This is a genomic window from Acidovorax sp. DMC1 (genome assembly GCF_056314325.1).
On the sequence record NZ_JBQUYO010000001.1, the window covers coordinates 438101 to 461653 of the forward strand.

A 23553-nucleotide genomic window follows, 5' to 3' on the forward strand; every position below is an offset into this window, starting at 1 on the left:
AGGCGACCCTCCCCTGCTCACCAGGTGTCGACGAACCGGTGCCCCAGCGGCGCCACCTGGGCCGACGTCAGCCCGCGCGCCAGCCAGGCACGCGTGTCGGCCGGGTCGATCACCGCGTCGATCTCCAGCGTGGCCGCCATGTGCATGGCCTCGCCGTTGGCGTAGGACTTGGCGAGCAGCTTGGCAAACAGCGCGTCGCGCTCCACGCCCTCGGGCAATGCCTCCAGCTCCTTGCGAAAGCCCAGGCGCACGGCGCCTTCGAGCCCCATGGCACCGAACTCGCCCGTGGGCCAGGCGACAGTGAACACAGGCGCGTGGAAGCCCCCGGCCGTCATGCCCATGGCGCCCAGGCCGTAGCCCTTGCGCAGCACCACGCTGAAGGTAGGCACGCGCAGGCTGGCGGCGGTGACGAACAGACGGCTCACATGGCGCACCTGGGCCGTGGCTTCGACCTCGGGGCCAACCATGAAGCCGGGCGTATCCACCAGGCTCACGATGGGCAGGCCATGCGCGTTGCACAGCTGCATGAAGCGCGCGCCCTTGTCCGCCGCATCGGCATCGATGGCACCGCCCAGGTGTTGCGGGTTGTTAGCCAGCAGGCCCACAGGGCGGCCTTCGATGCGTGCCAGCGCGGTGTGGATGCCCGCGCCAAAGCCGGTGCGCAACAGCAGCAAGCTGCCCTCGTCCACCAAGCCGGCCATTGCCGTGCGGGTGTCGTACACGCGCAGCCGATTCTCGGGCACCACGGCGCGCAGCAGGCGCTGGTCGGGCGCAGACCACTGCGATGTGCGGCCCTGGAAGAACGACAGGTAGTGGCGCGCTGCAGCCACGGCCTCGGCCTCGTTCTCCACCAGCACGTCGATCACGCCATTGGCATGCTGCACGCGGCTGGGGCCGATCTGCTCGGGCTTGAAAACGCCCAGGCCGCCACCTTCGATCATGGCCGGGCCGCCCATGCCGATGTTGCTGGCGCGTGTGGCGATGATCACGTCGCTGCAGCCCAGCAGCGCCGCATTGCCCGCAAAACAGCGCCCCGCAGCGATGCCGATGACCGGCAACTGGCCCGACAGCGCGGCGTAGCTGGCGAAGGTGTGCACATGCAGCCCCGCCACGATGGGCATGTCGGTGTCGCCCGGCCGGCCGCCGCCGCCCTCGGCGAACAGCACCACCGGCAGCTTCTGCGCCAGGGCGATGCCGAGCATGCGGTCGGTTTTGGCGTGGTTGCGAGCGCCCTGGGTGCCGGCGAGCACGGTGGCGTCGTAGGACATGACCACGGCGCGGGATTTCTCGTCGCCAAACAGTGCGCCGTTGATGCCGCCAATGCCCGTGACCATGCCGTCGGCGGGCGTGTTGGCAATCAGGTCTTCCCTGCTGCGGCGGCGCGCCTGCGCGGCGATGGCCAGGGCGCCGTATTCGATGAAGCTGCCGTCGTCGCACAGGTCGGCAATGTTCTCGCGCGCGGTGCGGCCGCCTTGCGCGTGGCGCTTGGCGATGGCTTCGGGCCGTGCGGCGTCGAGCGTGAAGGCGTGGCGGTCGATGACACGTTGCAGGTCGGCGCGGATGTGGTCGGGGTCGTGTGCAGCGCTGCCCTGCACGCCCACATCGGCCGCATCGTCCACGGCCTCCAGCACCAGCAGTGGCTGGCCCTGCACGACGTAGCCGCCAGCCACAGCCAACAGTGCGCCCACGCGGCCCGCATGGGGCGCCAGCAACACATGCTCCATCTTCATGGCTTCGAGCACAGCCAGCTCGGCGCCTGCGGCGACCACATCGCCCTCGGCCACGCTCAGCTGCACCAGGCGGGCGGGCATGGGGGCCAGCACGGCGCCTTCGGGTGCGTCAGAGGCGATCTGCGGGTCTTTTTGCTCTGTAGCGCCAGTCGAATAAGCCTTATTAGCTATATTTTTGGTAGCAGCCAGAAGCTCTGGCAGTACCGACTCCAGCCAGCGCGTGTGCACCTGTTGGCTCTCCATTTCTTGCCGCGCAGCCAGCGCCTGCAGCAGCGCCAGGTTGGTGGCCACGCCCTCGATGCGGCACTCGGCCAGGGCGCGCTGCGAGCGGCGCAGCGCGTCGGCAAAACGCGGGCTGCGCGTGTGCACGATGAGCTTGGCCAGCAGCGTGTCGTAGTGCGGCGATGGCGTGGCACCCGCTGCGCCATGCGTGTCCACGCGCACGCCAGGGCCTGCGGGCAGGTCAAAACGGCGCAGCGTGCCACTGCCAGGGGTGGCGTCGCCTTGCGCGTCCAGCGTTTCGGCGTTGATGCGCCACTGAACCGCAAAGCCCGACACGGTGGGCGGTGCGGCAGGGTCGAGACCGATGTCCCGCAGCCTGCGGTCCGCCGCCAGCGCAATCTGCGCCTGCACCAGGTCCACGCCAGTGACTTCTTCGGTGATGGTGTGTTCCACCTGCAGGCGCGGGTTGCATTCGATGAACACAAAGGGCAGGTCGGCGCTGACCAGGTCCACCAGAAACTCGAAGGTGCCCAGGCCCTGGTAGTCCACGGCGCGCGCCATGGACAGCGCAGCCGTGGTGATGCGCTCACGCAATGCGCCCGGCAGCGAGGGGCTGGGCGCGATCTCCACCACTTTCTGAAAGCGCCGCTGCAGTGTGCATTCGCGCTCGCCCAGGGCGATCACCTCGCGCCCGTCGCCCAGCACCTGCACTTCGATGTGGCGGGCGTTGCTCATCAGGCGCTCGACGTACACGCCGTCCACACCAAACGCGGCCTGCGCCTCGCTACGGCAGCGCGCGTAGGCAGCGGGCAAGTCATCGGCTGAGGCCACCGCGCGCATGCCGCGCCCGCCACCGCCCCCGATGGCCTTGATCACGATGCCGGCATGGGCGTGCTGGGCGAAGAAGGCCTGGGCCTCTTCCAGCGACACGGCCGCCTGCGTGCCGGGCATCAGCGGCACGCCCTGCTGCCGCGCCAGTGCGCGGGCCTGCGCCTTGTCGCCGAACAGCGCCAGTTGCGCAGGCGTGGGCCCGATGAAGCGCAGCCCCGCTTCGTCGCAGGCACGGGCGAAGTCGGCCCGCTCGCTCAAAAAGCCGTAGCCCGGGTGCACGGCATCGCAGCCCTGCGCCTGGGCGATGGCGATGAGGCGCGCGCCGTCCAGGTAGGCGGCCGGGCCGGTGGCACCCAGCGCCACGGCCGCACTGGCCGCCTGCACATGGGAGCTGGCGGCGTCGTCGTCGGCATACACGGCCACGCTGGCAATGCCGAGGTCGTGCAGTGCGCGTACGGTGCGCAGTGCGATTTCGCCCCGGTTGGCAACCAGCACTTTGGTGAACAGAACAGAAGATGGCATGGGGCAGTTGCTCTATTTTTTATAGCTACCAGCGCATATTCAACCAGCGCCAGCGGTCAATTTGTTATTCAATCAATATCACGCAGCAGGCGGCGCAACACCTTGCCCGCGCCCGTGGCGGGCAGCGCGTCGATGAAGCGCACCTCGCGCGGGGCCTTGTAGGGCGCCATGTTCTCGCGGCACCAGGCCACCAGGGCGGCGGCATCCACGTCCTGGCCGGGCTTCTTGACGATGAAGGCACACACCACCTCGCCCTTTTCCGCATCGGGCACGCCAATCACGGCGGCCTGGGCCACGGCAGGGTGTTTGATGAGCAAGGTCTCGACCTCTTCGGGGAACACGCTGTAGCCCGAGACCTTGATCATTTCCTTGAAGCGGCCGATGAAGGTGAGGTAGCCGTCCGCGTCGATTTGCCCCATGTCGCCGGTGTAGACCCAGCCGTCCCGCAGCGTCTTGGCCGTGGCCTCGGGCTTGTTCCAGTAGCCCTTGAAGTTGCCGGGGCCGTGGATGGTGATCTCGCCCACCTCGCCGGCAGTCAGCGGCGCGCCGGTGTCGGGGTCCACGATGCGGATCGTGTTGCCCGGTACGGGCTTGCCCTGCGTGCCCCAGCGGATCGCGTCCACCGGCATGGCGGTGTCCACCGTGTGGGTTTCGGACAGGCCATAGGCCGCCTCGTGCGAGATGCAGTTGGGCGCGAACTGCTGCCACTGCCGGGCCAGCGCCTCGGTGAAGGTGATGCCGAAGCTGGTGACTGGGTTGCGGCGCAGCGCGCTCCAGTCCATCTCGCGTGCGCCGGGCACCTGCATGAGCGCGCCATTCATGGGCGCGATGCTGTACCACCAGGTCACGCGGTGGCGCTCCAGCGCCTGGGCCACGCCCAGCGGGTCAAAACGGTACAGCAGCACGGCCGTGGCGCCTGTATACACGGGCAGGTTCACGCCCATCACCATGCCCGCGATGTGGTACAGCGGCGCCACGGCCAGCAGCGTTTCGTGCGGCGTCATGCCGTTGCAGTCGGCCGACGCTGCGGTCTTGAAGGTGGCGTTGCCGTAGCTCAGCATCGCGCCCTTGGGCAGGCCGGTGGTGCCCGAGGTGTAGGTCATCAGCGAGACGTCGTCCATCGCCAGCGCCACGGGCGCAGGCCGCGCGCCGGTGCGGGTGGCGGCCAGGAAGTCTTCGCAGCCCGCAGGCACCGGGCCCATGGCGGTACGCATGTTCAGCAGCTCGGCGGGCACATCAATGCTGGATGCGCCCTCCGGCAGCAGCTCGGCATAGCGCACCACAAACACATGCTGCAGCGCCGTCTTGGCGCGCACCTTGTTCACCACAGGCAGCAGCACATCGGCCGCGACGATCACCCGCGCCTGCAGGTCGGTGAGCTGGTATTCCAGCTCGTGCTCTTTGTTCAGCGGCCCGCAGGGGCAGACGATGGCGCCGATCTTCTGGATGCCGTAGTGCGCCATCACGTACTGGGGGCAGTTGTTCATGAACAGGGCCACGGGTTCGCCCTTCTGCACTCCCAGCGCCTGCAGGCGCGCGGCGAAGGCATCGCTGGCTGTGTCGAGCTGTGCCCAGGTGAGGGGCTGGCCGTACCAGAGGTAGGCGATGCGGTCGGGCGTTTCGCGCGCGTGGCGGCGCAGGTGTTCGTGCAGCGGCAGGGGCGTTGCGGTGGCAGGCATGGCGTTGTTGTCTCCAAGGTGTCTGGAATCGCTGGTTCCCGGGGGCGTCAGAACCCGTTCTAAGGGTTTGCGATAGGTGCCCTCACCTGCCAGCGTCTTGTCAATATATACCGCTTGGTAGAACAATGCTACCCATGGGTATAACCAAAGCGACACCGACCACTCCGCCCGCCACACTGGGCGTGCTGCCCGTGAAGGCGCGCGGCCGCCAGAAGGCCAGCACGCTCAGCACGGACGAGAAGCGTGAGCGCATCCTCCAGGCGGCCGAGGCGCTGTTCGACCGGCAGGGCTACGCCAACACGACGATGGAGCAGATCGTTCAGCAGCTGGGTGTGACCAAGCCCTACGTCTACTACTACTTCCACAACAAGCAGGAGATCTTCGAGACGCTGTGCTGGCGCCCGTCCGTGGCCTGCTTCACGGCCATGGACTTCCCCGAGGACGACCTGCGCCCCGCGCACACCAAGGTCGCCGAGGGCATGGAGCGGCTGATCCGCGCCACCATCGAGCACCACCCGGCCGCGTTCTTTCCGTATCGCGAACCGCAGGTCTTCCGCCCGGAATACCTGGCCATGCAGAAGAAGCTGGCCAGCCACTTCTATGACCGCATGTGCGCGCTGATGGAAGAGGCCCGCCGCGAGGGCACGCTGGACTTCAAGGAGACCCGCCTCACGGCCCTGGCCGCCTGCAGCCTGCCGGGTTTTCTCTACCACTGGTACCGGCCCGACGGGCGCCTGTCGCCTGCCGAGGTGGTGCGCGAACTGTCTCAACTGGCCTGGCGTGTGCTGGGCCTGCGTGCTCAGGGCGAAGCAGCGGACCAGCCCGTCGCGCCCAAGGCGGCGGGCCGTGCCAGCGCGCGCCGCAAGCCTGCCGCCAGCGGTTAACCCCACGCCGCGAGACGGCGCGCTACCCCTTTTTTGCACCATCCCACCCATCGAGGAGATCCGAGCATGAGCCCCACCTTCCGCACCCTCACGGCCGCTGCCGCCTTGTGCGCCGTCAGCGCAGCCAGCGCGCAGGAGACCTTCAAGGTCGCCTACATCGACCCGCTGTCCGGCCCGTTTGCCAACGTGGGCGAGTTGATGCTCACCCACACGCAATACGCCATCGAGGACATCAACGCCAAGGGCGGCGTGCTCAAGGGCACCAAGCTGCAGCTGCTGCAGTTCGACAGCAAGCTCTCGGCACAAGAGAGCCAGAGCGCGCTGCAGGCCGCCATCGACCAGGGCGCCAAGGCCATCGTGACGGGCGGCTCGGGTTCATCCGTGGTCACGGCACTGGTGCAGGCGGCGGCGCGCCACAACCAGCGCAACCCGGGCAAGGAGATCCTGGTGCTGAACCACTCCTCCATCGACCCTGAGCTGACTGGCAAGGCGTGCAACTTCTGGCACTTCCAATTCGAGGCCAACACGGCCATGAAGATGAAGGCCATTGCCAACTACATCAAGAAGCAGCCGGACATCAAGAAGGTGTACCTGCTGAACCAGGACTACGCGCACGGCAAACAGTGGGCGCACTACGGCCGCGAGATGGTGGGTCTGGCGCGGCCGGATATCCAGTTCGTGGGCGAGGCACTTCACCCCATCGGCCGGGTGAAAGACTTTGCGCCCTACCTCGCCAAGGTCAAGAGCAGCGAGGCCGACTCGGTCATCACCGGCAACTGGGGTCAGGACATGACGCTGCTGCTGAAGGCCGCAGGCGATGCGGGCTACAACCTGCGCTACTTCAACCACAGCGCGGGCTCCATCCCGGGCACGGTGCTGGCGGTGTCGCAGGCCAAGCAAGGCCAGCTGACCTGGGTGGCCGAATGGCACCCCGGCCAGGCCGACACTCCCAAGGTGGATGCGCTGGCCAAGGCCTACAAGGCCAAGACGGGCAAGGATTTCCTCGCGCCGCGTATCGAGATGACGCCGCGCTTCCTGGCGGCCGCCATCAACAAGGCCCAGTCCACCGACCCGGTGAAGGTGGCCCACGCGCTGGAAGACCTGACGCTGGAATCGGTGGTGGGCCCCGTACGCATGCGGGGTGAGGACCACCAGCTGCTGCTGCCCCAGGTGGTCAACACCATTGCGCCGGTGGACGGCAAAGCCGTGAAGGTGGGCTGGGAAGGCACGAACTACGGCTTCCGCACCGATGCGGCCTACACCGGCAATGAGCTGGCACAGGGCACGGACTGCAAGATGGCCAGACCATAGCCCCCCCTGAGTCGCCTTCGGCGTCTTCCCCCCTCAGGGGGACGACGCCCTCGCTGCGGGACGGCCCTTGCTCGGCGTCCCCGACCTAGGCAGCGCCCATTTCACCGGCCGAGAGCATTGCAGCCGCAGGGGATGCCAACGCGACTAATATGGTCGGCCATTGCATTCATTGACCCGACCCACAAGGACCGCGCCCATGCCCGACTTTCGCAGCGACACCGTCACCCAGCCCACGCCCGCCATGCGCGAGGCCATGTTCAAGGCCCCGCTGGGCGACGATGTGTTTGCCGACGACCCTTCGGTGAACGCACTGCAGGACCATGCCGCCGAGCTGCTGGGGTTTGAGGCGGCGCTGTTCGCCCCCTCGGGCACGCAGACCAACCTGATCGCGCTGTGGGGCCACTGCCAGCGCGGCGACGAGGCCATCGTGGGCCAGAGCTGGCACACCTACCGCTGGGAAGCAGGCGGCATGGCGGTGCTGGGCTCCATCCAGCCCCAGCCGGTGGAGACACAGCCGGACGGCACCCTGCGCCTGGCCGACATCGCCGCCGCCATCAAGCCCGACGACCCGCACTTTGCCCGCACCCGCCTGGTGGTGCTGGAAAACACCACCGGTGGCCAGGTGCTGCCGCCCGCCTACATCGCCGAGGTCGCACAGCTGGCACGCAGCCGGGGGCTGGCCATGCACCTGGACGGCGCACGCATGTTCAACGCGGCCACGGCCAATGCTGCACGCAACGGCACCGATGTGTACGACGAAGCGCGCGCGCTGTGCAGCCACTTTGATTCCGCATCGCTGTGCCTGAGCAAGGGCCTGGGCGCGCCCGTGGGCTCGCTGGTGCTGGGCTCGCGCGACTTCATCCGGCAGGCGCGCCGCACCCGCAAGATTTTGGGCGGTGGCATGCGGCAGGCGGGTGTGCTGGCGGCTGCCGGCCACTATGCGCTGCAGCACCATGTGCGGCGCCTGGCGGAAGACCACGCCCGCCTGGACCGTCTGGCCCAAGGCCTGGCCGAAGCCAACCGGAGCCACCCTGTGCTGCAGGGCAAGATCACCGTGCTGCCGTGGCAGACCAATATCCTCTTCACCGACCTGCATGCTGAGGTGGCGCCCGCTTTCACCGCGTGGCTGGCGCAGCACGGCGTGCGCGTGACCAGCAGCCTGTATGGCGGCGCGACCCGACTGCGTTGGGTGACGCACCTGGATGTGAGCGAGGCGGATGTGACGACAGCGCTGGACTGCGTGGCGAGCTTCAGGCTGCCAGGCTGAACCCGCTCAAGCGGCGGGGTAGGTCCGTCCACCAAACACCCCGGTGCCCACGCGCACCAGGGTGCTGCCTGCCTGGATGGCGGCCTCCAGGTCGGCCGTCATGCCCAAAGACAGAGTGTCGAAGTGCTCCAGGCCCGGCACCTCCAGCGCAGCCATCTGATCAAACAGTGCTCTGGCGCTCCTGTGGATAGCCAGTTGCGCTTCAAATTCAGGAGCATGGTCTGGAATACTCATGAGCCCCCGCATCACCAGCCGTGGCAGTTTTGCGACAGCGCGCACCAGGTCCAGGGCCTCGGCAGGCGACACGCCCGACTTGGTGGGGCCTCCGTCGATGTTGACCTGGATACATATCTGTAGCGGCGGCAGGTGATCGGGCCGCTGGGCCGACAGGCGCTCTGCGATCTTGAGCCGGTCCACCGTGTGCACCCAGTCGAAGTGCTCGGCCACCGGGCGCGTCTTGTTGCTCTGGATGGGGCCAATGCAGTGCCACTGCAGCGCTGCGCCGGGCAAGGCCGCCCGCACGGCAGCGATCTTGTCCACGCCCTCCTGGATGTAGTTCTCGCCAAAGGCGCGCTGGCCAGCGGCAACTGCCTCCAGCACCGCGTCGGCGCCAAAGGTTTTGGAAACGGCCAGCAGGCCCACCTGGGCCGGGTCGCGCCCGGCGGCCTGGCACGCCTGGGCGATCCTGCCCATAACCTGTTGGAGGTTGTTAGCAATCGTGGTCATAATGTTTGATAAGCGTACCAAACGATAGAGGGACTCCGTGGACATTACCCAATTGCTCGCGTTCAGCGTGAAGAACAAGGCCTCCGACCTGCACCTCTCCGCCGGTCTGCCGCCCATGATCCGGGTCCACGGCGACGTGCGGCGCATCAACGTCGATGCGCTGGACCACAAGACGGTGCACGCCATGGTGTACGACATCATGAGCGACGCGCAGCGCAAGACGTATGAAGAGTTCCTGGAGGTGGACTTTTCGTTCGAGATCGAAGGCCTGGCCCGTTTCCGCGTCAACGCCTTCAACCAGAACCGGGGCGCGGCCGCTGTGTTCCGGACGATTCCAAGCAAGATCCTCACGCTGGAACAGCTCAACGCCCCCAAGATCTTCGGCGACCTGGCCTTGAAGCCACGGGGCCTGGTGCTGGTGACCGGCCCCACGGGCTCGGGCAAGTCCACCACGCTGGCGGCCATGGTCAACTACCTCAACGAATCCGAGTACGGCCACATCCTTACGGTGGAAGACCCGATCGAATTCGTGCACGAGTCCAAGAAGTGCCTGATCAACCAGCGTGAAGTGGGCCCGATGACGCTGTCGTTCGCGGCGGCCCTGAAGTCTGCACTGCGCGAAGACCCGGACGCCATTCTGGTGGGCGAAATGCGCGACCTGGAAACCATCCGCCTGGCCATGACAGCGGCGGAAACGGGCCACTTGGTGTTTGGCACACTGCACACATCCAGCGCGGCCAAGACCATCGACCGGATCATCGACGTGTTCCCCGCCGAAGAAAAGGAAATGGTCCGCGCAATGTTGTCTGAGTCGCTGCAGGCCGTGATCTCACAGACGCTGTGCAAGACCAAGGATGGCTCCGGCCGCGTGGCTGCGCACGAGATCATGCTGGGCACCAGCGCCATCCGCAACCTGATCCGCGAGGCCAAGGTGGCGCAGATGTATTCCACCATCCAGACCAGCAACAGCGTGGGCATGCAGACGCTGGACCAGAACCTGACCGACCTGGTGCGCCGCAACATCATCAGCCCGGCCGAAGCACGCAGCAAGGCCAAAATCCCCGAGAACTTCCCCGGCTGAGCCCCCGACAGCACACACCCATGAACGACTTTGCGGCCCCTGCAGGCGCCGCATACCGGAGCGCGATATGAAAGGCATTTTGAGCCTTCTGAAAATGAAAGCCCGCAGCGGCAAGCCATCGGACGACCACACGGACTCCGTGCTGTTCTCCACCGCGTTTGCGGGCCAGGGGGTGGATGACTCCATGCTGGTGCCCTGGGAGGCCCGTGCTGTGGAAGTGGGTGCCAAGCGCCTGCCCACCAGCCGGGGCGGCAAGCTGCTGCAAGGCCTGTGGGCCAAGGACAAGTACATGGCGCACCTCGACAAGGACGCCGTGGAGCGCATGGAGCGCTTTTTTGAATTTGCGGCCGTCCCCTCCAACCGCGACGTGATCCGCCAGGACGAGTACGGCAACTTCATGGTGGTGCTGCTCACCGGCACCATCGCTGTGGACCGCGTGCAGCCCTGGGGCGAGCAGCTGCGCCTGGCGGAGACGCGCCCGGGGGACATCCTGGGCGAAATGTCGCTGCTGGACAGCGGCATCCGCTTTTCGGCCTGCACCACGCTGACCGACTGCGAGATCGCCGTGCTGTCGGCCGAGGCCATGGACGACATGATGACCAAGGACCCGCAACTGGCCGCCAGCCTGATTGCCCTGCTGGCGCGCAAACTGTCGCTGCGCCTGCGTGTGGTGAGCGCGCGCCTGAGCGACAACCAGAAATGATGCACCTATCCACGACACAAGATCGTCCGGCAGACGACCACCCCCGGGAGAACTTCTGATGGAACGCGATCAGGCCAGTAAATTCATCAATGACCTGCTCAAGCTGATGGTGAGCCGCAATGGCAGCGACTTGTTCATCACGGCAGAGTTTCCACCCGCCATCAAGGTCGATGGCAAGGTGACCAAGGTGTCGCCGCAGCCGCTCACACCCAACCACACGCTGACGCTGGCGCGCGCCATCATGAGCGACAAGCAGGTGGCCGACTTCGAGCGCACGAAAGAGTGCAACTTCGCCATCTCGCCCGCCGGCATCGGGCGCTTCCGCGTCAACGCCTTCATCCAGCAGGGCAAAGTGGGCATGGTGCTGCGGACCATTCCGCTCACACTGCCGACCATTGACGGCCTGGGCGTGCCGCAGGTGCTCAAGGAGGTGACGATGACCAAACGCGGCCTGTGCATCCTGGTGGGTGCCACGGGCTCGGGCAAATCCACCACGCTGGCCGCCATGGTGGACTGGCGCAACGAGAACTCGTTCGGCCACATCATCACGGTGGAAGACCCCATCGAATTTGTGCACCCGCACAAGAACTGCGTGGTCACGCAGCGCGAAGTGGGCCTGGACACCGACAGCTGGGAAGCCGCCCTGAAGAACACGTTGCGGCAGGCGCCCGACGTGATCCTGATGGGCGAAATCCGCGACCGCGAGACCATGGAGCATGCGGTGGCGTTTGCGGAGACCGGGCACTTGTGCCTGGCCACGCTGCACGCCAACAGCGCCAACCAGGCGCTGGACCGGATCATCAACTTCTTCCCCGAAGAGCGCCGCGCACAGTTGCTGATGGACCTGTCGCTCAACCTGCGCGCCATGATCTCGCAGCGCCTGATCCCCAAACAGGACGGCAAGGGCCGCGCCGCAGCGGTGGAGGTGATGCTCAACACCCCGCTGATCTCCGACCTGATCTTCAAGGGCGAGGTCTCCGAGATCAAGGAGATCATGAAGAAGAGCCGCAACCTGGGCATGCAGACCTTCGACCAGGCTCTGTTCGATGCCTACGAGGCCAACGTCATCAGCTACGAAGACGCGCTGCGCAATGCCGACTCGCTCAATGACCTGCGCCTGCAGATCAAGCTCAACAGCCAGCGCGCCAAGTCGCCCGACCTGGCGCAGGGCACCGAGCATTTCGCGATCGTGTGACACCAGAGCCCGCCTCACACGCCTTCGCCCCGCTTCACCCGCCCTTCTGGGCGGGTTTTCGTTTTGACCCATACTTTCAGCTCATCACGCGATCACACCATGCCAAGCACCAATCCCCGCAATTACGACGCAACCCCTTCCCGCAAGGTCGCCTTTCTGGGCCTGGGCGTGATGGGCTACCCCATGGCTGGCCACCTGGCGCTGGCCGGTCATGAAGTCACGGTGTACAACCGCACCGCTACCAAATCTGCAGCATGGTGCGCAGAATATGCGGGCACCAAAGCCCCCAATCATGCAGCGACGCCCCGCGAGGCGGCCGCAGGCGCCGACATAGTGTTCTGCTGTGTGGGCAATGACGACGACCTGCGCTCCGTGACGCTGGGCGCGGACGGCGCCTTTGCCGGGATGAAGCCCGGCGCCATTTTTGTGGACCACACCACCGCATCGGCCGAGGTGGCGCGCGAGCTGTACGCTGCCGCCCAAGCCTTGGGCCTGCAGTTTGTGGATGCCCCCGTGTCGGGCGGCCAAGCGGGCGCACAGAACGGCATGCTCACGGTGATGTGCGGCGGCGATGCGGCCGCCTTCGAGGCCGCTCAGCCCGTTGCCATGGCGTTCTCGCGCGCCTTCACGCTGCTGGGCGCCAGCGGCTCGGGCCAGCTGGCCAAGATGGTCAACCAGATCTGCATCGCCGGGCTGGTGCAGGCCCTGTCAGAAGCCGTGGCGTTTGGCCAGAACGCCGGGCTGGACATGAAGCAGGTACTGGACGTGATCGGCAAGGGCGCGGCCCAGAGCTGGCAGATGGACAACCGTGGCAAGACCATGGTGGACGGCAAGTTCGACTTCGGCTTTGCGGTGGACTGGATGCGCAAGGACCTGGGCCTGGTGCTGGATGAAGCCAAGCGCAACGGATCGCGCGTGCCCGTGACGGCGCTGGTGGACCAGTTCTACGCCGATGTGCAGAAGATGGGCGGTAACCGCTGGGATACGTCCAGCCTGATTCAGCGCTTGAAGTAACCCCGCAGCCGCCGGCGACGTATGGCAGAGCAGCGGAGCGGCGGGCTCCGACGCTACACGCCCATAAAAAAAGTCCCAGACCACGCGCTGCGGTCTGGGACTTAGACCCTGCGGTCTGATGCTCGGCCTTAGCCGCCAGCCGGCTTGGTGTCCGTGGTGACCGGCGCAGGCTGCGGCGCGATGCGGCGCAGTTCTTCTTCCGGAACGATCTCGAACACACGCACCACCTTGCGCACATCGGTCACGCCCCGGGCGATGTCCGTGGCGCGGTTGGCTTCACGCTGCGACACACGGCCCATCAGGTAGACGGTATTGCGCTCCGTCACCACCTTGAAGGAGTTGGCCGAGATGTCCTGCGCGTCCACCAGGCTCGCGCGCACCTTGCCGGTGATGAAGGTGTCTGTGGACCGCTGGCTCAGCGTGGAAGGGGGCATCACGGCCAGATCGTTGACGACCGAGCGCACGTTTTCCACCTGCGACACCATCTGCTCCACCGCCTGGCGGTCCTGGGCGGTTGCGACTTCACCGGTCAGCAATGCCTGGCGGTTGTAGCTGGTCACGTTGACGTGGGCCCGGTCGCCCAGGGTCTCGCGGATGCGATTGGCGGCGCGCAGCTCGATGCCTTCGTCTTCGATCTGGGTGCCGGCCGTGCGGCGGTCTACCGCCATCACGCCGCCGACTACGGCGCCGCCCACGATCAAGGGCGCGCAGGCCGAGAGTGCCGCCGCCAGCGTGGCGGCAGCCAGGGCAGTGCCCACCACGCGGCGGGTGCGGTTCAGGGTTGTCGGGGTCATAGTGGAATCTCCTGTTCACCAAGTAACTGTGCGTCCACGCCGTCGCTGAGGCAGTGCAGCACCAGCGTGTGGACTTCGCGCACGCGTGCCGCACGGTCGTGGGGCACGCTGATCAAAACGTCGGTCTCCCGCAGCATGGCGGCCAGCTTGCCACCGGTGCGGCCGGCCAGCACCACCACCGTCATGTCGCGCTCGTGCGCGGCCTCGGTGGCGGCCAGCAGGTTAGGGTCGTTGCCATGCACCGTCAGGGCCAGCAGCACATCACCCGCCTGGCCCAGGGCACGCACCTGGCGCGCAAACTGCTGGGTGGCATCGTGGCTGCCCGCAGCCGCCGTGAGCAGCGTGTTGTCAGAGGTGAGCGCCAACGCGGCCAGCTCGGGGCGTTCGCGTTCAAAGCCCGCCACGCAGAAGGCGGCAAACTGCTGCGCCTCGGCGGCCGATGGGCCATTGCCACAGGCCAGCACCTTGCCGCCGCTGGTCACGCAGGCCAGCACGGCCTGTACGGCAGCGGCAATAGGGTGGCTCAGGGTTTGCGCGGCCTGGTACTTCAGGTCGGCGCTGTCGATGAAATGCTGTTGGATGCGTTGCTCAAGCATGAGGGCCCGATGATACCCGCCGCGTGTTACAGCTTTTGTAGCAAAGGGTAGCCACCTGCATTGCGCTGGCGGCCAGCGGGTCGCATGCCGCTACTGCGCATCGAACGCTGCCTTGATCCACTGCACGCCCTCCTCCACCAGCACCACATCAAAACGGCAGGGCGGTGGCGACGGCAAGCGCATCAGGTAGTGCCGCGCGGCAAAGATGATGCGCTGCTGCTTGGTCGGGCTGATGCTGGCCCCGGCGCCGCCGAAGCCGCCGTGCGTACGGCTGCGCACCTCCACAAACACCAGGGTGCCGTCCCGGTCGCGCATCACCAGATCGATCTCGCCCCCACCGCGCCCAGGCGTCCGATAATTGCGCACCGCCAGTTGCAGGCCAGCCGCCTGCAGATGGGCCAAGGCCTGGTCCTCGGCCGCGTTGCCCCGCTCGCGCGTGGTGGCCTTTTTGGCAGCCCCTGGGGTGGCAACGGCCGGTGGTCTTTTTCCAAGGAAACTCATTGAGCGCATCTTTCGCTTCAGCCCAGAGCGCGGCGCACGACGCCGCCGCTGCGCAGCATTATCCGCAGGGCGCGCTGTACGTGGTGGCCACGCCCATCGGCAACCTCGCCGACATCACCCTGCGGGCCCTGCACGTGCTGCAGCTGGCCGACACGGTGGCTTGCGAGGACACGCGCCACACGCAGTCCATGCTGCGCGCCTACGGCATCGACAAGAGCGCCAGCCAGTTGCTGGCCGTGCACCAGCACAACGAGGCCGAAGCCGCGCAGAACGTGGTGCACCGACTGCAGCAAGGCCAGCGCGTGGCCTATGTGAGCGACGCAGGCACTCCCGGCGTGAGCGACCCCGGCGCACGCCTGGTGGCTGCCGTGCAGGCCGCAGGCCTGCGCGCCGTACCGCTGCCGGGCGCGAGCAGCATCACCACCGCACTGAGCGTGGCGGGTGCCGTGGCCCACAGCACCGAGCATGGCGGCTTTGTGTTTGCAGGCTTCCTGCCCGTCAAGAACGCGGAGCGTGCCAATGTGATTGCGCAGCAGCTGGCCCACGAACCCCGGTGCGTGGTGCTGCTCGAAGCGCCCCACCGCATCGGCGAGCTGACCCAGGCCCTGGCCGTATTGGGCGAGCGCCCCGTTACCTTGGCGCGCGAGCTGACCAAACAGTTTGAAGAAGTCACCACCCAGCCAGCGCAGGCGCTGACGGCGTGGCTGGACGGGTCGCCCCAGCGCTCGCGCGGCGAGTTTGTGGTGCTGCTGCACCCGGTGCCCGTGGTCAGCGACGCGGGCGACAGCCACCGCGTGCTGCGCCTGCTGCTGGCCGAGCTGCCCCTGAAGACCGCCGTGCGCCTGGCCGCAGAGATCACGGGCGCATCGCGCAACGTGCTGTACGACACCGCGCTGGAGTGGAAGCACCAGGACGGGGCGCAAGACTGACGCCAGGGGCTTTTGGGCGGCGTTTTGGGCGTTTTCGGGCGGTAGCGCCAGTGCAACATGCCCTGGCAGCTATCCAATTGATAGCAATCTGAAGTGCGTGACTACCGCGACACCGCCAGGCCCGCAGCCACCCCGCCGAACAGATCACCCTCCACCTGCGGGATCGCCGGAAACGCCGTGCGCAGCGCCTGCCGCAAGGGTCGCAGCGCTGACGAGCCCCCGGTCATGTAGATCGCGTCCACCCCCCCATCGTCCAGGCCCGCCCGTTGCAGGCAGTCGCGGGCGCACGCCACCACCTGGTCCAGCGGCTGCGCCAAGGACTGCGCCAATCCAGGCGGCGTGACCGCGGCGCTAAGCCCGGCCTCGACCCAGTCCAATGGCATCGGCGCCTCGGCATCGGCCAGCGAAGCCGCGATCTTGGCCTGCTCCACCGTGTTGGCCAGGCGGTGGCCCAGCCGCTCGTTCAGCACCCGCATCAGCCGGGCGTGCAAAGCGGCGTCGGCATAGTCGGTGCGCAGGTTCTGCGCGTCGCGCAGTGCGCGCGGCGAATACAGCCACTGGATCAGGTGCCAGGTCGAGAGATCAAAAAACACACGGCTGGGCACCTCACGCCCCGACGGGCCGATGTGGCGAAAGCCCAGCAGCGGCATGAGCAGGTCCAGGCTCAGGCGGCGGTCAAAGTCTGTGCCGCCGATGTGCACGCCGGTCGTGGCCAGCACATCGTTGCTGCGGTCGGCCCGGGCCATGCCCTCGGGGCCCAGGCGCACCACGGTGAAATCCGAGGTGCCGCCGCCAATGTCCACCACCAGCACCAGTGACTCGCGGTCGATGCGCTGCTCGTAGTCCAGCGCGGCCGCAATGGGCTCGAACTGAAAACTCACGTTCTCGAACCCTGCCGACAGCGCGGCCTGGCGCAGCGCGTCCTCAGCCTGCTGATCGCGCGCGGCGTCGCCATCCACAAAATGCACCGGCCGCCCCATCACCACCCGCGCGGGCATGCCACCCAGCGCGTCACGGGCCTTCTGCGCCAGCATCCGCAAGAAGAGCCCGATGATGTCCTGGTAGCTGACCATTTGGTTGTGCACCGCCGTCTTGTCCTGCAGCAGCGCACTGCCCAGCAGGCTCTTGAGCGAGCGCATCAGCCGCCCTTCGGTACCCGCCAGGTACTGCGCCACCGCATCGCGCCCAAAGTGCGTGCGCTGGTCTTCAGCGTTGAAGAACAGCGCCGTGGGCAGCGTAGGCGCATCCCCCTCCAGCGCCACCATTCGCGACAGTCCCGCCCCTTGCCGTACCGCCATCGCGGAATTGGAAGTGCCAAAGTCGATACCAAGCGTGACGTCCTGCAGAAGGGGCATGGGAGAAGTGGGGAGAGAGACAAAAGGAAATGCAGCGCGGTGGCTGGCAGCAGTGCACCCGGGCCACGCACAGCAGGGCTGCAGGGTGCAATGCAGGCTTTGCGGGCGTGACCCGCGTTGGCGGCACGCAATTGAAAAAGCCCTTGATTTTTGCAAATCAAGGGCTTTTGTTTGGTGGCCTGGGGCGGAATCGAACCACCGACACAAGGATTTTCAATCCTCTGCTCTACCGACTGAGCTACCGGGCCTGAGCCTCAAATTATAGCCAGAAAAAACAGTGCTTCTGGCAAAAGGCACAAATTAATTGATCAGCCGCGCTTGCCGCGCCCCAGGTCCACGCCCAGCTGGCGCAGTTTGCGGTACAAGTGAGTGCGCTCCAGGCCCGTCTTTTCGGCCACACGGGTCATGGAGCCGCCTTCGCGGGCCAGGTGGAATTCGAAATACGCCTTCTCGAACCCGTCGCGCGCTTCGCGCAGGGGACGGTCCAAGTCAAAGCCCTGGTGGGCGTGCGGGCCAGGGTCCACTCCGGCCATCACCGCCGAAACGGCAGGCAGCTGCGAAAAAGTTGGGTCAGCCGGGGCGGCTGCGGGCGCAGCGACCGCGGCCACGGGAGCGGCTTGGTGGGCGGCGTTGCGGGCTAAGCCCTGCTCCACGGCCTTGAGCAGCTTTTGGAGGGTGATGGGTTTTTCGAGGAACGAGAAGGCGCCGATGCGTGTGGCCTCCACCGCCGTGTCGATGGTGGCGTGGCCACTCATCATGATGACCGGCATGGTGAGCACGCCGGCAGTGGCCCATTCCTTGAGCAGCGAGACACCGTCTGTGTCGGGCATCCAGATGTCCAGCAGCACCAAGTCATAGCTGTTGCCTGCCCGGGCGGCTCGGGCCTGGGTCGCATTTTCTGCGAGGTCTACGCTGTGACCTTCGTCGTTCAGGATTTCCGACAGCAGATCACGAATGCCGAGCTCATCGTCGACCACCAGAATGTTTGCCATGTGTGTTGAAGCGCCTTGGGGAGGTACTGCGGGGCGGTGTTGTTATGACGCCACCGCTGGTTCAGGGGCGAATGATAACGACACTTGGGCGCCGCGCACCACGTCGTTTTCGGTGCGGTTGGACAGTTCGATGCGCGCTCCGTGCTCATCTGCGATCTTTTTGACCACGGCCAAGCCGAGGCCAGTGCCACGCGGCTTGGTGGTGACATAGGGCTCGAACGCGCGCTGCAGGATGTGCGACGGAAAGCCCCCACCGCTGTCCGACACCGTGAGACGAACGCGCCGTGACGATTCGCTCCAGCGGGTGCTGATACGCACCGGCGGCACGGGCTCAAGCGCCCCAGCGCGGGCCTGTTCGGTGGAGTCCTGGGCGTTCTGCAGCAGGTTGTGCACGACCTGGCGCAGTTGCTGCGCATCGCCCGCAATCCAGGGGCAGCGCGGGTCCAGCTCAGCCTCTACAGGCACGGTGGCGTTTTCTGCACCATATAAATGAAGCACGTCGGCGACCAGTGCATTGAGGTCCAACGCATGCAGTTCGGCCGCAGGCAAGCGTGCGTAATCGCGGAACTCGTTGACCAGCCGTTTCATGGCATCGACCTGGTCCACGATGGTCTTGACGGACTTGGCGAGGATGGCCTGTTCAGCGTCCGGCAACTTGCCCGACAGCTTCATTTCAAGCCGCTCGGCCGACAGCTGGATGGGGGTCAGCGGGTTCTTGATTTCGTGCGCCAGCCGGCGCGCCACCTCGCCCCAGGCCTGCGCACGCTGGGCCGAAACGATCTCCGAAATGTCGTCAAAAACCAACAGTCGGGTGGCATCGGGCAGCTCAGCGCCCCGTGCGACCAGGCTGGTGGCGTGTTGCCCGGCGCCGCCGGAGGAGGCATGCAACTCGAATGGCTGCTGCCAATGGTCCAGGCCGTGCCGTTCATGGTCCCCCAGAAACGCGTCGAAATGGCCCTGGACCGAGGCGGCAAACTCCGCCAGGCCCGGTACTTCAGACAGTGACCGCCCTTCATAAGCGGCCATGGGGGCGCGCAGGATGCGGGTAGCACCCGGGTTGGAGGAGCGGATCAGCCCTTGCGCGTCCAGCACGATGACGCCCGCCGTGAGGTTGTCCAGAATGGTCTGCAGGTTGGCGCGGGAGGCATCAACCTCGCCCATGCTCTGCTCCACCGCCTGGCGTGCGTCCGCCAGTTGCTGGGTCATCAGCGCGAAGGAGCGCGTGAGCCCCCCCAGTTCGTCCTTGCTTTGCAAAGCGGCCTTGGGGCTCAGGTTGCCCGCCGCCACCTCGCGCACCCCCTCGGCCAGCACTAGCAGGGGCCGGGCCAGCTGGTTGCCCAGTAGCACCGCCAGCAGCACCGCACCGAACACCGCCAAAAACAGGCTCAACGTGAGCGTGCCCACATACATGCGCCGCAACCCGCCCCGGGCCAGCGCACGCTCCTGGTATTCGCGATTGGCTTCCTGCACGGCAATGGCATTGGCCACCAGCGCGGGCGGCAGGGGCAAGGTGGCCTGCAGGTAGCGCGGCTCCATCAACAGGCCCACGCTGGGACTGCTGACCAGGGCCAGCACCTTGACCCGAGCGTTCTGCGCGGCGGCCGGGTCGGCAATGTCGTCCAGCCCTTCGATCTGCGCGGTGGCGCGCTGCTGGCGCGCCGTGCGCAGCAAGGCCGCGCCGGGCCGTTCCGGGTTCAGGCTGAACCGCGACTGCCCTGCGCTGGCGACCGCCTGGCCGGACGCGTTCCAGAGCACCACGTCGGTCGCGCCCAACTGGTCGCGAATGCGCTCCAGCACCAGGCCCGCAGCGGCATCGGGCACCTGGGCCACCTGGGCGCTGGCGTTGCGGGTTTTGGCAGCCATGTCCGTGGCCAGTGAGTCCAGCGATACGCGGGCCAGATTGACGCCCGCGGACAGCGCCCCCTCCACCTTCACGTCGAACCAGCTTTCGATGGAGCGCGTGACGAACTGGTAAGACACCACATAGATCAGCAGCCCCGGCATGAGCCCCACCAACGCAAAGATGGCCGCCAGCTTGACCAGCAGGCGGCTGCCAAAGCGCCCCTTGCGCAGGCGCAGGCCCAGGCGCACCGCCACCCAGCCCAGCACCAGCAGCAGCAGCAATGCCACAAACACGTTGACGCCAAAGAGCCAGGCGTAATTGCGCTCATACAGCACGCGGTTGTTGGTGGCCAGCGTCAGCAAGAACAGCAGCACCAGACCGATGGCCGACATGATCGCCGCGCCGACGCCCACGGCCCAGCGCACTGCGCGGGACTGGCGGGCGGTGGCGTGGGTCGATGCCGAAACGCCGGATGGCAAAGGGGAAGTGCTCATTTGGCAGGCTCTGCGCCCAGGCGCTGGCTGCGGGAGACCAGCAGATTCCAGCCCGACCGGCCCACCGCGCCTATCTGGAAGGGCCGGGGCAACTGTGAGATGTCTAGACGGAAGCGGAAGTTCACCGTATGCACGGCATCGGACTCGATCACATCGCGTTCAGCGATCTTCCAGCGTGAAAACCGCTGAATCGACGACAGGGCATCGGCGTAATTGTCAAAGTTCTGACCCAGCACCACCCCCAGCCCGCTGTTGGTGAAAGGCGTCGAAGAAATGTTCAGGCGCCATCGGCGGGTGAGTGGCTGGTAGCTCAGACGGAAATACCGGGTGGTCTCGGCCACCTGCCGGTCCGACCAGTACCAGCGGTCGCGCAACACCTGGGCATCGGCCACGAAGAACATGGGAATGCCTTTTTGCAAGGCGTCTTCGGCCAGCTCTGGCAGTTCAAATTGCAGGTTGGCACTCAGGTACAGGCCATCGTCCCCGCGCTCCAGGCGCAGGTCGCCCACCTCGGAGGACGCGGCCTGGGCCGCCCCAGCCTGCGGCACCCCGCAGAGCACCGTCCCCCAAAACAGCACAAACCATGCGCACAGCCACCACCAGCGCATGCCCCGTGGCTCATTGCGCCGATTTTTGCAACAGTGCGTAAAAAAAGCCGTCGTGGTCACCGGTCAGATTGTCCGGGACAGCCCCGCCCTTGTCCGCGTTGCCGGGAATTAAATGGCCCGGCGACGGCAGCAATTGCGCATCGGTGTTGTGTGCAAGAAACGTTTGCACCTGGGCATCGCCCTCTGCCCGGAAGACGGAACAGGTGCAATACAGCAAGCGTCCGCCGGGCCGCAACAGCGGCCACAGGGCTTTGAGCAATGCCGCCTGCAGGGTCGCCAACTGGGCGATGTCGGACTTACGGCGCAGCCAGCGCACATCCGGGTGGCGTCGCACAATGCCGGACGCTGTGCAGGGTGCGTCCAGCAGGATGGCGTCGAACAGCACCCCGCCGCTCTCTGATTGCCACCAGTCTTGCGGGCGTGCCGCATCGGCCACCAGGACCTGGGCCTTCAGCCCGAGGCGCTCCAGGGTGTCACAAATACGGGCGCTGCGCGTGGCATCGATCTCCAGCGCCGTGACCTGCAGGGGAGACTGCGGCCCCGCCATCTCCAGCAGGTGCGCTGTCTTGCCGCCGGGGGCGGCACAGGCATCGAGCACGCGCAGGGGCTGGCTCAGGTCCAACCCTTGCAGCAGCAAAGGCGCCGCCTGCTGGGCGGCGGCGTCCTGCACCGAGACCCAGCCCTCGGCAAAGTGTGGCAGCGACTGCACGGGCACCGCCTGGTGCAGGGCGACGCCGTGCTCACCCACGGCAGATGCTTCTAAATTAATAGCATGTAAGGCATATAGATATTGCGCTACCGTGCATTTTTGTTCATTGACCCGCAGCACCATGGGTGCGTGTGAGTTGTTGGCCTGCAGGATCTGCTCCCAGTGCTGGGGGTGGTCCTTGCGCAGGCGCTGCACCCACCAGGCCGGATGGTTCCAGCGCGCCACAGGGTCGTTGTCGGTGGCCGCCACCAGGGCGTCGCGCTCGCGCAGAAAGCGGCGCAGGCAGCCGTTGATGAACGAGGCCTGCGCGCGCGTGGCCGGGTGGTGCTTGGCCGCCTCCACCGCCTGGTTCACCAGGGTGAACGGTTCGTAGGGCGAGGCCTTTGAGTCCCAGCACAGCGCCAGCGCGCTACACAGCAGGGCATCGGCGGCGGGTGCGGGGGCGCGGGCGGCCAGTTGTCGGCGCAGGGCCTCGGCCCGCCCGGCCTGGCGCAAGACCTGGAACAACAAGGCCTGCACGCCGGGGCGCAGCGCAGCATCCACCGCCGCCAGCGCTGTTGTGCCCGACTGCCCGCCACGGATCGCCTGCAAGGCGCCCGCCACTGCCGTGAGCAACCGCCACAGGGGCACGGGCGCGCCCCCCGCAGAAGACCCTGGACCCGGCCTGTGTGCCTCAGAGCTCGCCTGCGGAGATGGCCCGGAGGCAGGGCGCACCGCACGCGGCGCATTGCCAGCAGCGCGGCGGGGGCGTTGGGGGGAAGGTGGGTTCATCGTGATCCTGACAACGGGTTACAGCGCACGGGCCGCCTTGAAGCCGAACACCCTGGCCAGCAGGCTGGCCGGAAACTGGGCAATGGCGGCGTTGTACTGCACCACGGCCTCGTTGAATACGCGAGTTGCCTGTTCGTTTTGCACCGCATGTTCCTCCCAACGGACCTGCCACACGGACAGGCCCGCGGGAACAGCTCCGGGTGCTCCCGTACCAGTATCGACAGCCGGGGTCAGCGCTGTGGGCTGGACGGGGTCGGCCAGCAGCTTCTGCAAGGCCGTGGCCCAGGTCGCGCGCAGCACCTCACGGGCAGCCGCCAACGCCGCCACCGCATCGCCCTGCAACGGGCGGGCGCGCGCTACGGCCAGCGAGGCACTGAATTGCGTCACGGCGCCCTGCAGCGCAGCCAGCTCTTGCGCCCCGGCATCGGCCAGCAAGCTTCCGCGCTGTACTGTCTGCGCCGCCCCGAACTCGCCGAGCAAGGCCACCAGCCGCACCATGTGCGCGTCAAAACTGCCGAACGACTGCACGACAGCCGAGCGCAGGCGCATCAGACGGTTGTAGGCCCCCAGGGCCCAGAACAGAAAGACGGCAAAAGCAATCCAGAAAAGGGGCGACGACCACAGCATGCGCAGTTGCCGGAGCAGGTGCGGCTGCACCCGTCCCGGCCCGAAAAACAGAAGATTGAAACAAACGACGGACGGTGAAAAGACACACGTCCATCAAAAACGCCCCCGGCCTGCCTGGGACAGGACGGGGGCGCTGTGGCGACCGCAGCAGGGCCTGGGGAAGGCCTTG

20 protein-coding genes and 1 tRNA gene are annotated in these 23553 nt (G+C 66.7%); 8 read left to right on the forward strand and 13 right to left on the reverse strand.

All coding sequences use genetic code 11. The annotated features are described in order from the left end of the window. Positions 1–17: 17 nt before the first annotated feature. Both ACT531_RS02035 and ACT531_RS02040 read right to left on the reverse strand, forming a co-directional pair. Positions 18–3305, reverse strand: coding sequence for an acetyl-CoA carboxylase family protein (locus tag ACT531_RS02035; protein WP_476016317.1), 3288 nt, complete (start codon positions 3303–3305; stop codon positions 18–20). A gap of 68 nt (positions 3306–3373) precedes the next feature. After that, complete coding sequence (locus ACT531_RS02040) at positions 3374–4984, reverse strand: AMP-binding protein (RefSeq protein ID WP_476016318.1); 1611 nt, start codon at positions 4982–4984, stop codon at positions 3374–3376. Between the two features lie 134 nt (positions 4985–5118). Between ACT531_RS02040 and ACT531_RS02045 the strand changes: the two genes are divergently transcribed. From ACT531_RS02045 to ltaE, 3 genes are all read left to right on the forward strand, one after another. Next, positions 5119–5868 (forward strand): TetR/AcrR family transcriptional regulator, encoded by a 750-nt coding sequence (locus tag ACT531_RS02045; protein WP_110961674.1) that lies wholly within the window; start codon positions 5119–5121, stop codon positions 5866–5868. Positions 5869–5934: 66 nt separating this feature from the next. Continuing rightward, positions 5935–7179 carry a branched-chain amino acid ABC transporter substrate-binding protein gene (locus tag ACT531_RS02050; protein ID WP_110961675.1) on the forward strand — a complete coding sequence of 415 codons (1245 nt, stop codon included), beginning with the start codon at positions 5935–5937 and terminating at the stop codon, positions 7177–7179. Positions 7180–7375: 196 nt separating this feature from the next. Continuing rightward, positions 7376–8446, forward strand: a complete 1071-nt coding sequence (ltaE, locus tag ACT531_RS02055) for a low-specificity L-threonine aldolase (protein WP_476016319.1) — start codon at positions 7376–7378, stop codon at positions 8444–8446. A 6-nt stretch (positions 8447–8452) separates the two neighbouring features. Here the strand turns inward: ltaE and ACT531_RS02060 are convergent, their stop codons facing one another. Further along, a complete protein-coding gene (locus tag ACT531_RS02060) occupies positions 8453–9172 on the reverse strand; it encodes a YggS family pyridoxal phosphate-dependent enzyme (protein WP_476016320.1) in 720 nt (239 codons plus the stop codon). A 37-nt stretch (positions 9173–9209) separates the two neighbouring features. On the opposite strand from ACT531_RS02060, the gene ACT531_RS02065 reads away from it, so the two are divergent. The 4 genes from ACT531_RS02065 to ACT531_RS02080 all read left to right on the forward strand — a co-directional run bounded on the left by ACT531_RS02065 (position 9210) and on the right by ACT531_RS02080 (position 13165). Next, positions 9210–10253, forward strand: a complete 1044-nt coding sequence (locus tag ACT531_RS02065) for a type IV pilus twitching motility protein PilT (RefSeq protein WP_015012257.1) — start codon at positions 9210–9212, stop codon at positions 10251–10253. A 67-nt stretch (positions 10254–10320) separates the two neighbouring features. Beyond that, on the forward strand, positions 10321–10956 hold the full coding sequence (locus tag ACT531_RS02070; RefSeq protein WP_015012256.1) for a Crp/Fnr family transcriptional regulator: 636 nt from the start codon (positions 10321–10323) through the stop codon (positions 10954–10956). Positions 10957–11014: 58 nt separating this feature from the next. Next, the gene (locus ACT531_RS02075; RefSeq protein WP_015012255.1) at positions 11015–12151 is read left to right on the forward strand and encodes a PilT/PilU family type 4a pilus ATPase; all 1137 of its coding nucleotides are present in this window, start codon (positions 11015–11017) and stop codon (positions 12149–12151) included. A 99-nt stretch (positions 12152–12250) separates the two neighbouring features. Beyond that, positions 12251–13165, forward strand: a complete 915-nt coding sequence (locus tag ACT531_RS02080) for an NAD(P)-dependent oxidoreductase (RefSeq protein ID WP_060986594.1) — start codon at positions 12251–12253, stop codon at positions 13163–13165. 128 nt (positions 13166–13293) lie between these two features. Here ACT531_RS02080 and ACT531_RS02085 read toward each other — a convergent pair whose 3' ends face one another. The 3 genes from ACT531_RS02085 to ACT531_RS02095 form a co-directional block, all read right to left on the reverse strand. Continuing rightward, positions 13294–13959 carry a BON domain-containing protein gene (locus ACT531_RS02085; RefSeq protein WP_476016321.1) on the reverse strand — a complete coding sequence of 222 codons (666 nt, stop codon included), beginning with the start codon at positions 13957–13959 and terminating at the stop codon, positions 13294–13296. After that, a complete protein-coding gene (locus tag ACT531_RS02090; RefSeq protein WP_015012252.1) occupies positions 13956–14555 on the reverse strand; it encodes an SIS domain-containing protein in 600 nt (199 codons plus the stop codon). Before ACT531_RS02090 ends, ACT531_RS02085 begins: the two co-directional genes overlap by 4 nt. A gap of 90 nt (positions 14556–14645) precedes the next feature. Next, complete coding sequence (locus ACT531_RS02095) at positions 14646–15056, reverse strand: YraN family protein (protein WP_476016322.1); 411 nt, start codon at positions 15054–15056, stop codon at positions 14646–14648. Between ACT531_RS02095 and rsmI the strand changes: the two genes are divergently transcribed. Beyond that, positions 15056–15985 (forward strand): 16S rRNA (cytidine(1402)-2'-O)-methyltransferase, encoded by a 930-nt coding sequence (gene rsmI / locus ACT531_RS02100; protein ID WP_476016323.1) that lies wholly within the window; start codon positions 15056–15058, stop codon positions 15983–15985. The two genes, ACT531_RS02095 and rsmI, sit on opposite strands and share 1 nt — an antisense overlap. A gap of 101 nt (positions 15986–16086) precedes the next feature. On the opposite strand, the gene ACT531_RS02105 is transcribed toward rsmI, so the two are convergent. From ACT531_RS02105 to ACT531_RS02135, 7 genes are all read right to left on the reverse strand, one after another. Further along, on the reverse strand, positions 16087–17340 hold the full coding sequence (locus ACT531_RS02105) for an Hsp70 family protein (RefSeq protein ID WP_476016324.1): 1254 nt from the start codon (positions 17338–17340) through the stop codon (positions 16087–16089). A 172-nt stretch (positions 17341–17512) separates the two neighbouring features. Beyond that, positions 17513–17588: transfer RNA gene (locus ACT531_RS02110), tRNA-Phe, on the reverse strand. 60 nt (positions 17589–17648) lie between these two features. Continuing rightward, positions 17649–18332, reverse strand: coding sequence for a response regulator (locus ACT531_RS02115; protein ID WP_015012241.1), 684 nt, complete (start codon positions 18330–18332; stop codon positions 17649–17651). Between the two features lie 42 nt (positions 18333–18374). After that, positions 18375–20669, reverse strand: coding sequence for a sensor histidine kinase (locus ACT531_RS02120; RefSeq protein WP_476016325.1), 2295 nt, complete (start codon positions 20667–20669; stop codon positions 18375–18377). Beyond that, a complete protein-coding gene (locus ACT531_RS02125; RefSeq protein ID WP_476016326.1) occupies positions 20666–21277 on the reverse strand; it encodes a DUF4390 domain-containing protein in 612 nt (203 codons plus the stop codon). The genes ACT531_RS02120 and ACT531_RS02125 overlap by 4 nt, the downstream gene beginning before the upstream one ends. Positions 21278–21287: 10 nt before the next feature. Beyond that, on the reverse strand, positions 21288–22757 hold the full coding sequence (gene rsmB, locus ACT531_RS02130; protein WP_476016327.1) for a 16S rRNA (cytosine(967)-C(5))-methyltransferase RsmB: 1470 nt from the start codon (positions 22755–22757) through the stop codon (positions 21288–21290). A gap of 18 nt (positions 22758–22775) precedes the next feature. Further along, entirely contained in the window at positions 22776–23384 is a 609-nt protein-coding gene (locus tag ACT531_RS02135; RefSeq protein ID WP_476016328.1) for a LemA family protein, read from the reverse strand. Between the last annotated feature and the right edge of the window lie 169 nt (positions 23385–23553).

Bases quoted from the DNA above. Each gene is read 5' to 3' on its own strand.
- ltaE (WP_476016319.1), top strand. From the start codon at position 7,376: ATGCCCGACTTTCGCAGCGACACCGTCACCCAGCCCACGCCCGCCATG.
- ACT531_RS02085 (WP_476016321.1), bottom strand. From the start codon at position 13,959: ATGACCCCGACAACCCTGAACCGCACCCGCCGCGTGGTGGGCACTGCC.
- ACT531_RS02080 (WP_060986594.1), top strand. From the start codon at position 12,251: ATGCCAAGCACCAATCCCCGCAATTACGACGCAACCCCTTCCCGCAAG.
- ACT531_RS02095 (WP_476016322.1), bottom strand. From the start codon at position 15,056: ATGAGTTTCCTTGGAAAAAGACCACCGGCCGTTGCCACCCCAGGGGCT.
- ACT531_RS02135 (WP_476016328.1), bottom strand. From the start codon at position 23,384: ATGCTGTGGTCGTCGCCCCTTTTCTGGATTGCTTTTGCCGTCTTTCTG.
- ACT531_RS02040 (WP_476016318.1), bottom strand. From the start codon at position 4,984: ATGCCTGCCACCGCAACGCCCCTGCCGCTGCACGAACACCTGCGCCGC.
- ACT531_RS02115 (WP_015012241.1), bottom strand. From the start codon at position 18,332: ATGGCAAACATTCTGGTGGTCGACGATGAGCTCGGCATTCGTGATCTG.
- ACT531_RS02120 (WP_476016325.1), bottom strand. From the start codon at position 20,669: ATGAGCACTTCCCCTTTGCCATCCGGCGTTTCGGCATCGACCCACGCC.
- ACT531_RS02105 (WP_476016324.1), bottom strand. From the start codon at position 17,340: ATGCCCCTTCTGCAGGACGTCACGCTTGGTATCGACTTTGGCACTTCC.
- ACT531_RS02045 (WP_110961674.1), top strand. From the start codon at position 5,119: ATGGGTATAACCAAAGCGACACCGACCACTCCGCCCGCCACACTGGGC.
- ACT531_RS02035 (WP_476016317.1), bottom strand. From the start codon at position 3,305: ATGCCATCTTCTGTTCTGTTCACCAAAGTGCTGGTTGCCAACCGGGGC.
- ACT531_RS02060 (WP_476016320.1), bottom strand. From the start codon at position 9,172: ATGACCACGATTGCTAACAACCTCCAACAGGTTATGGGCAGGATCGCC.
- ACT531_RS02090 (WP_015012252.1), bottom strand. From the start codon at position 14,555: ATGCTTGAGCAACGCATCCAACAGCATTTCATCGACAGCGCCGACCTG.
- ACT531_RS02125 (WP_476016326.1), bottom strand. From the start codon at position 21,277: ATGCGCTGGTGGTGGCTGTGCGCATGGTTTGTGCTGTTTTGGGGGACG.
- ACT531_RS02050 (WP_110961675.1), top strand. From the start codon at position 5,935: ATGAGCCCCACCTTCCGCACCCTCACGGCCGCTGCCGCCTTGTGCGCC.
- ACT531_RS02075 (WP_015012255.1), top strand. From the start codon at position 11,015: ATGGAACGCGATCAGGCCAGTAAATTCATCAATGACCTGCTCAAGCTG.
- rsmB (WP_476016327.1), bottom strand. From the start codon at position 22,757: ATGAACCCACCTTCCCCCCAACGCCCCCGCCGCGCTGCTGGCAATGCG.
- ACT531_RS02070 (WP_015012256.1), top strand. From the start codon at position 10,321: ATGAAAGGCATTTTGAGCCTTCTGAAAATGAAAGCCCGCAGCGGCAAG.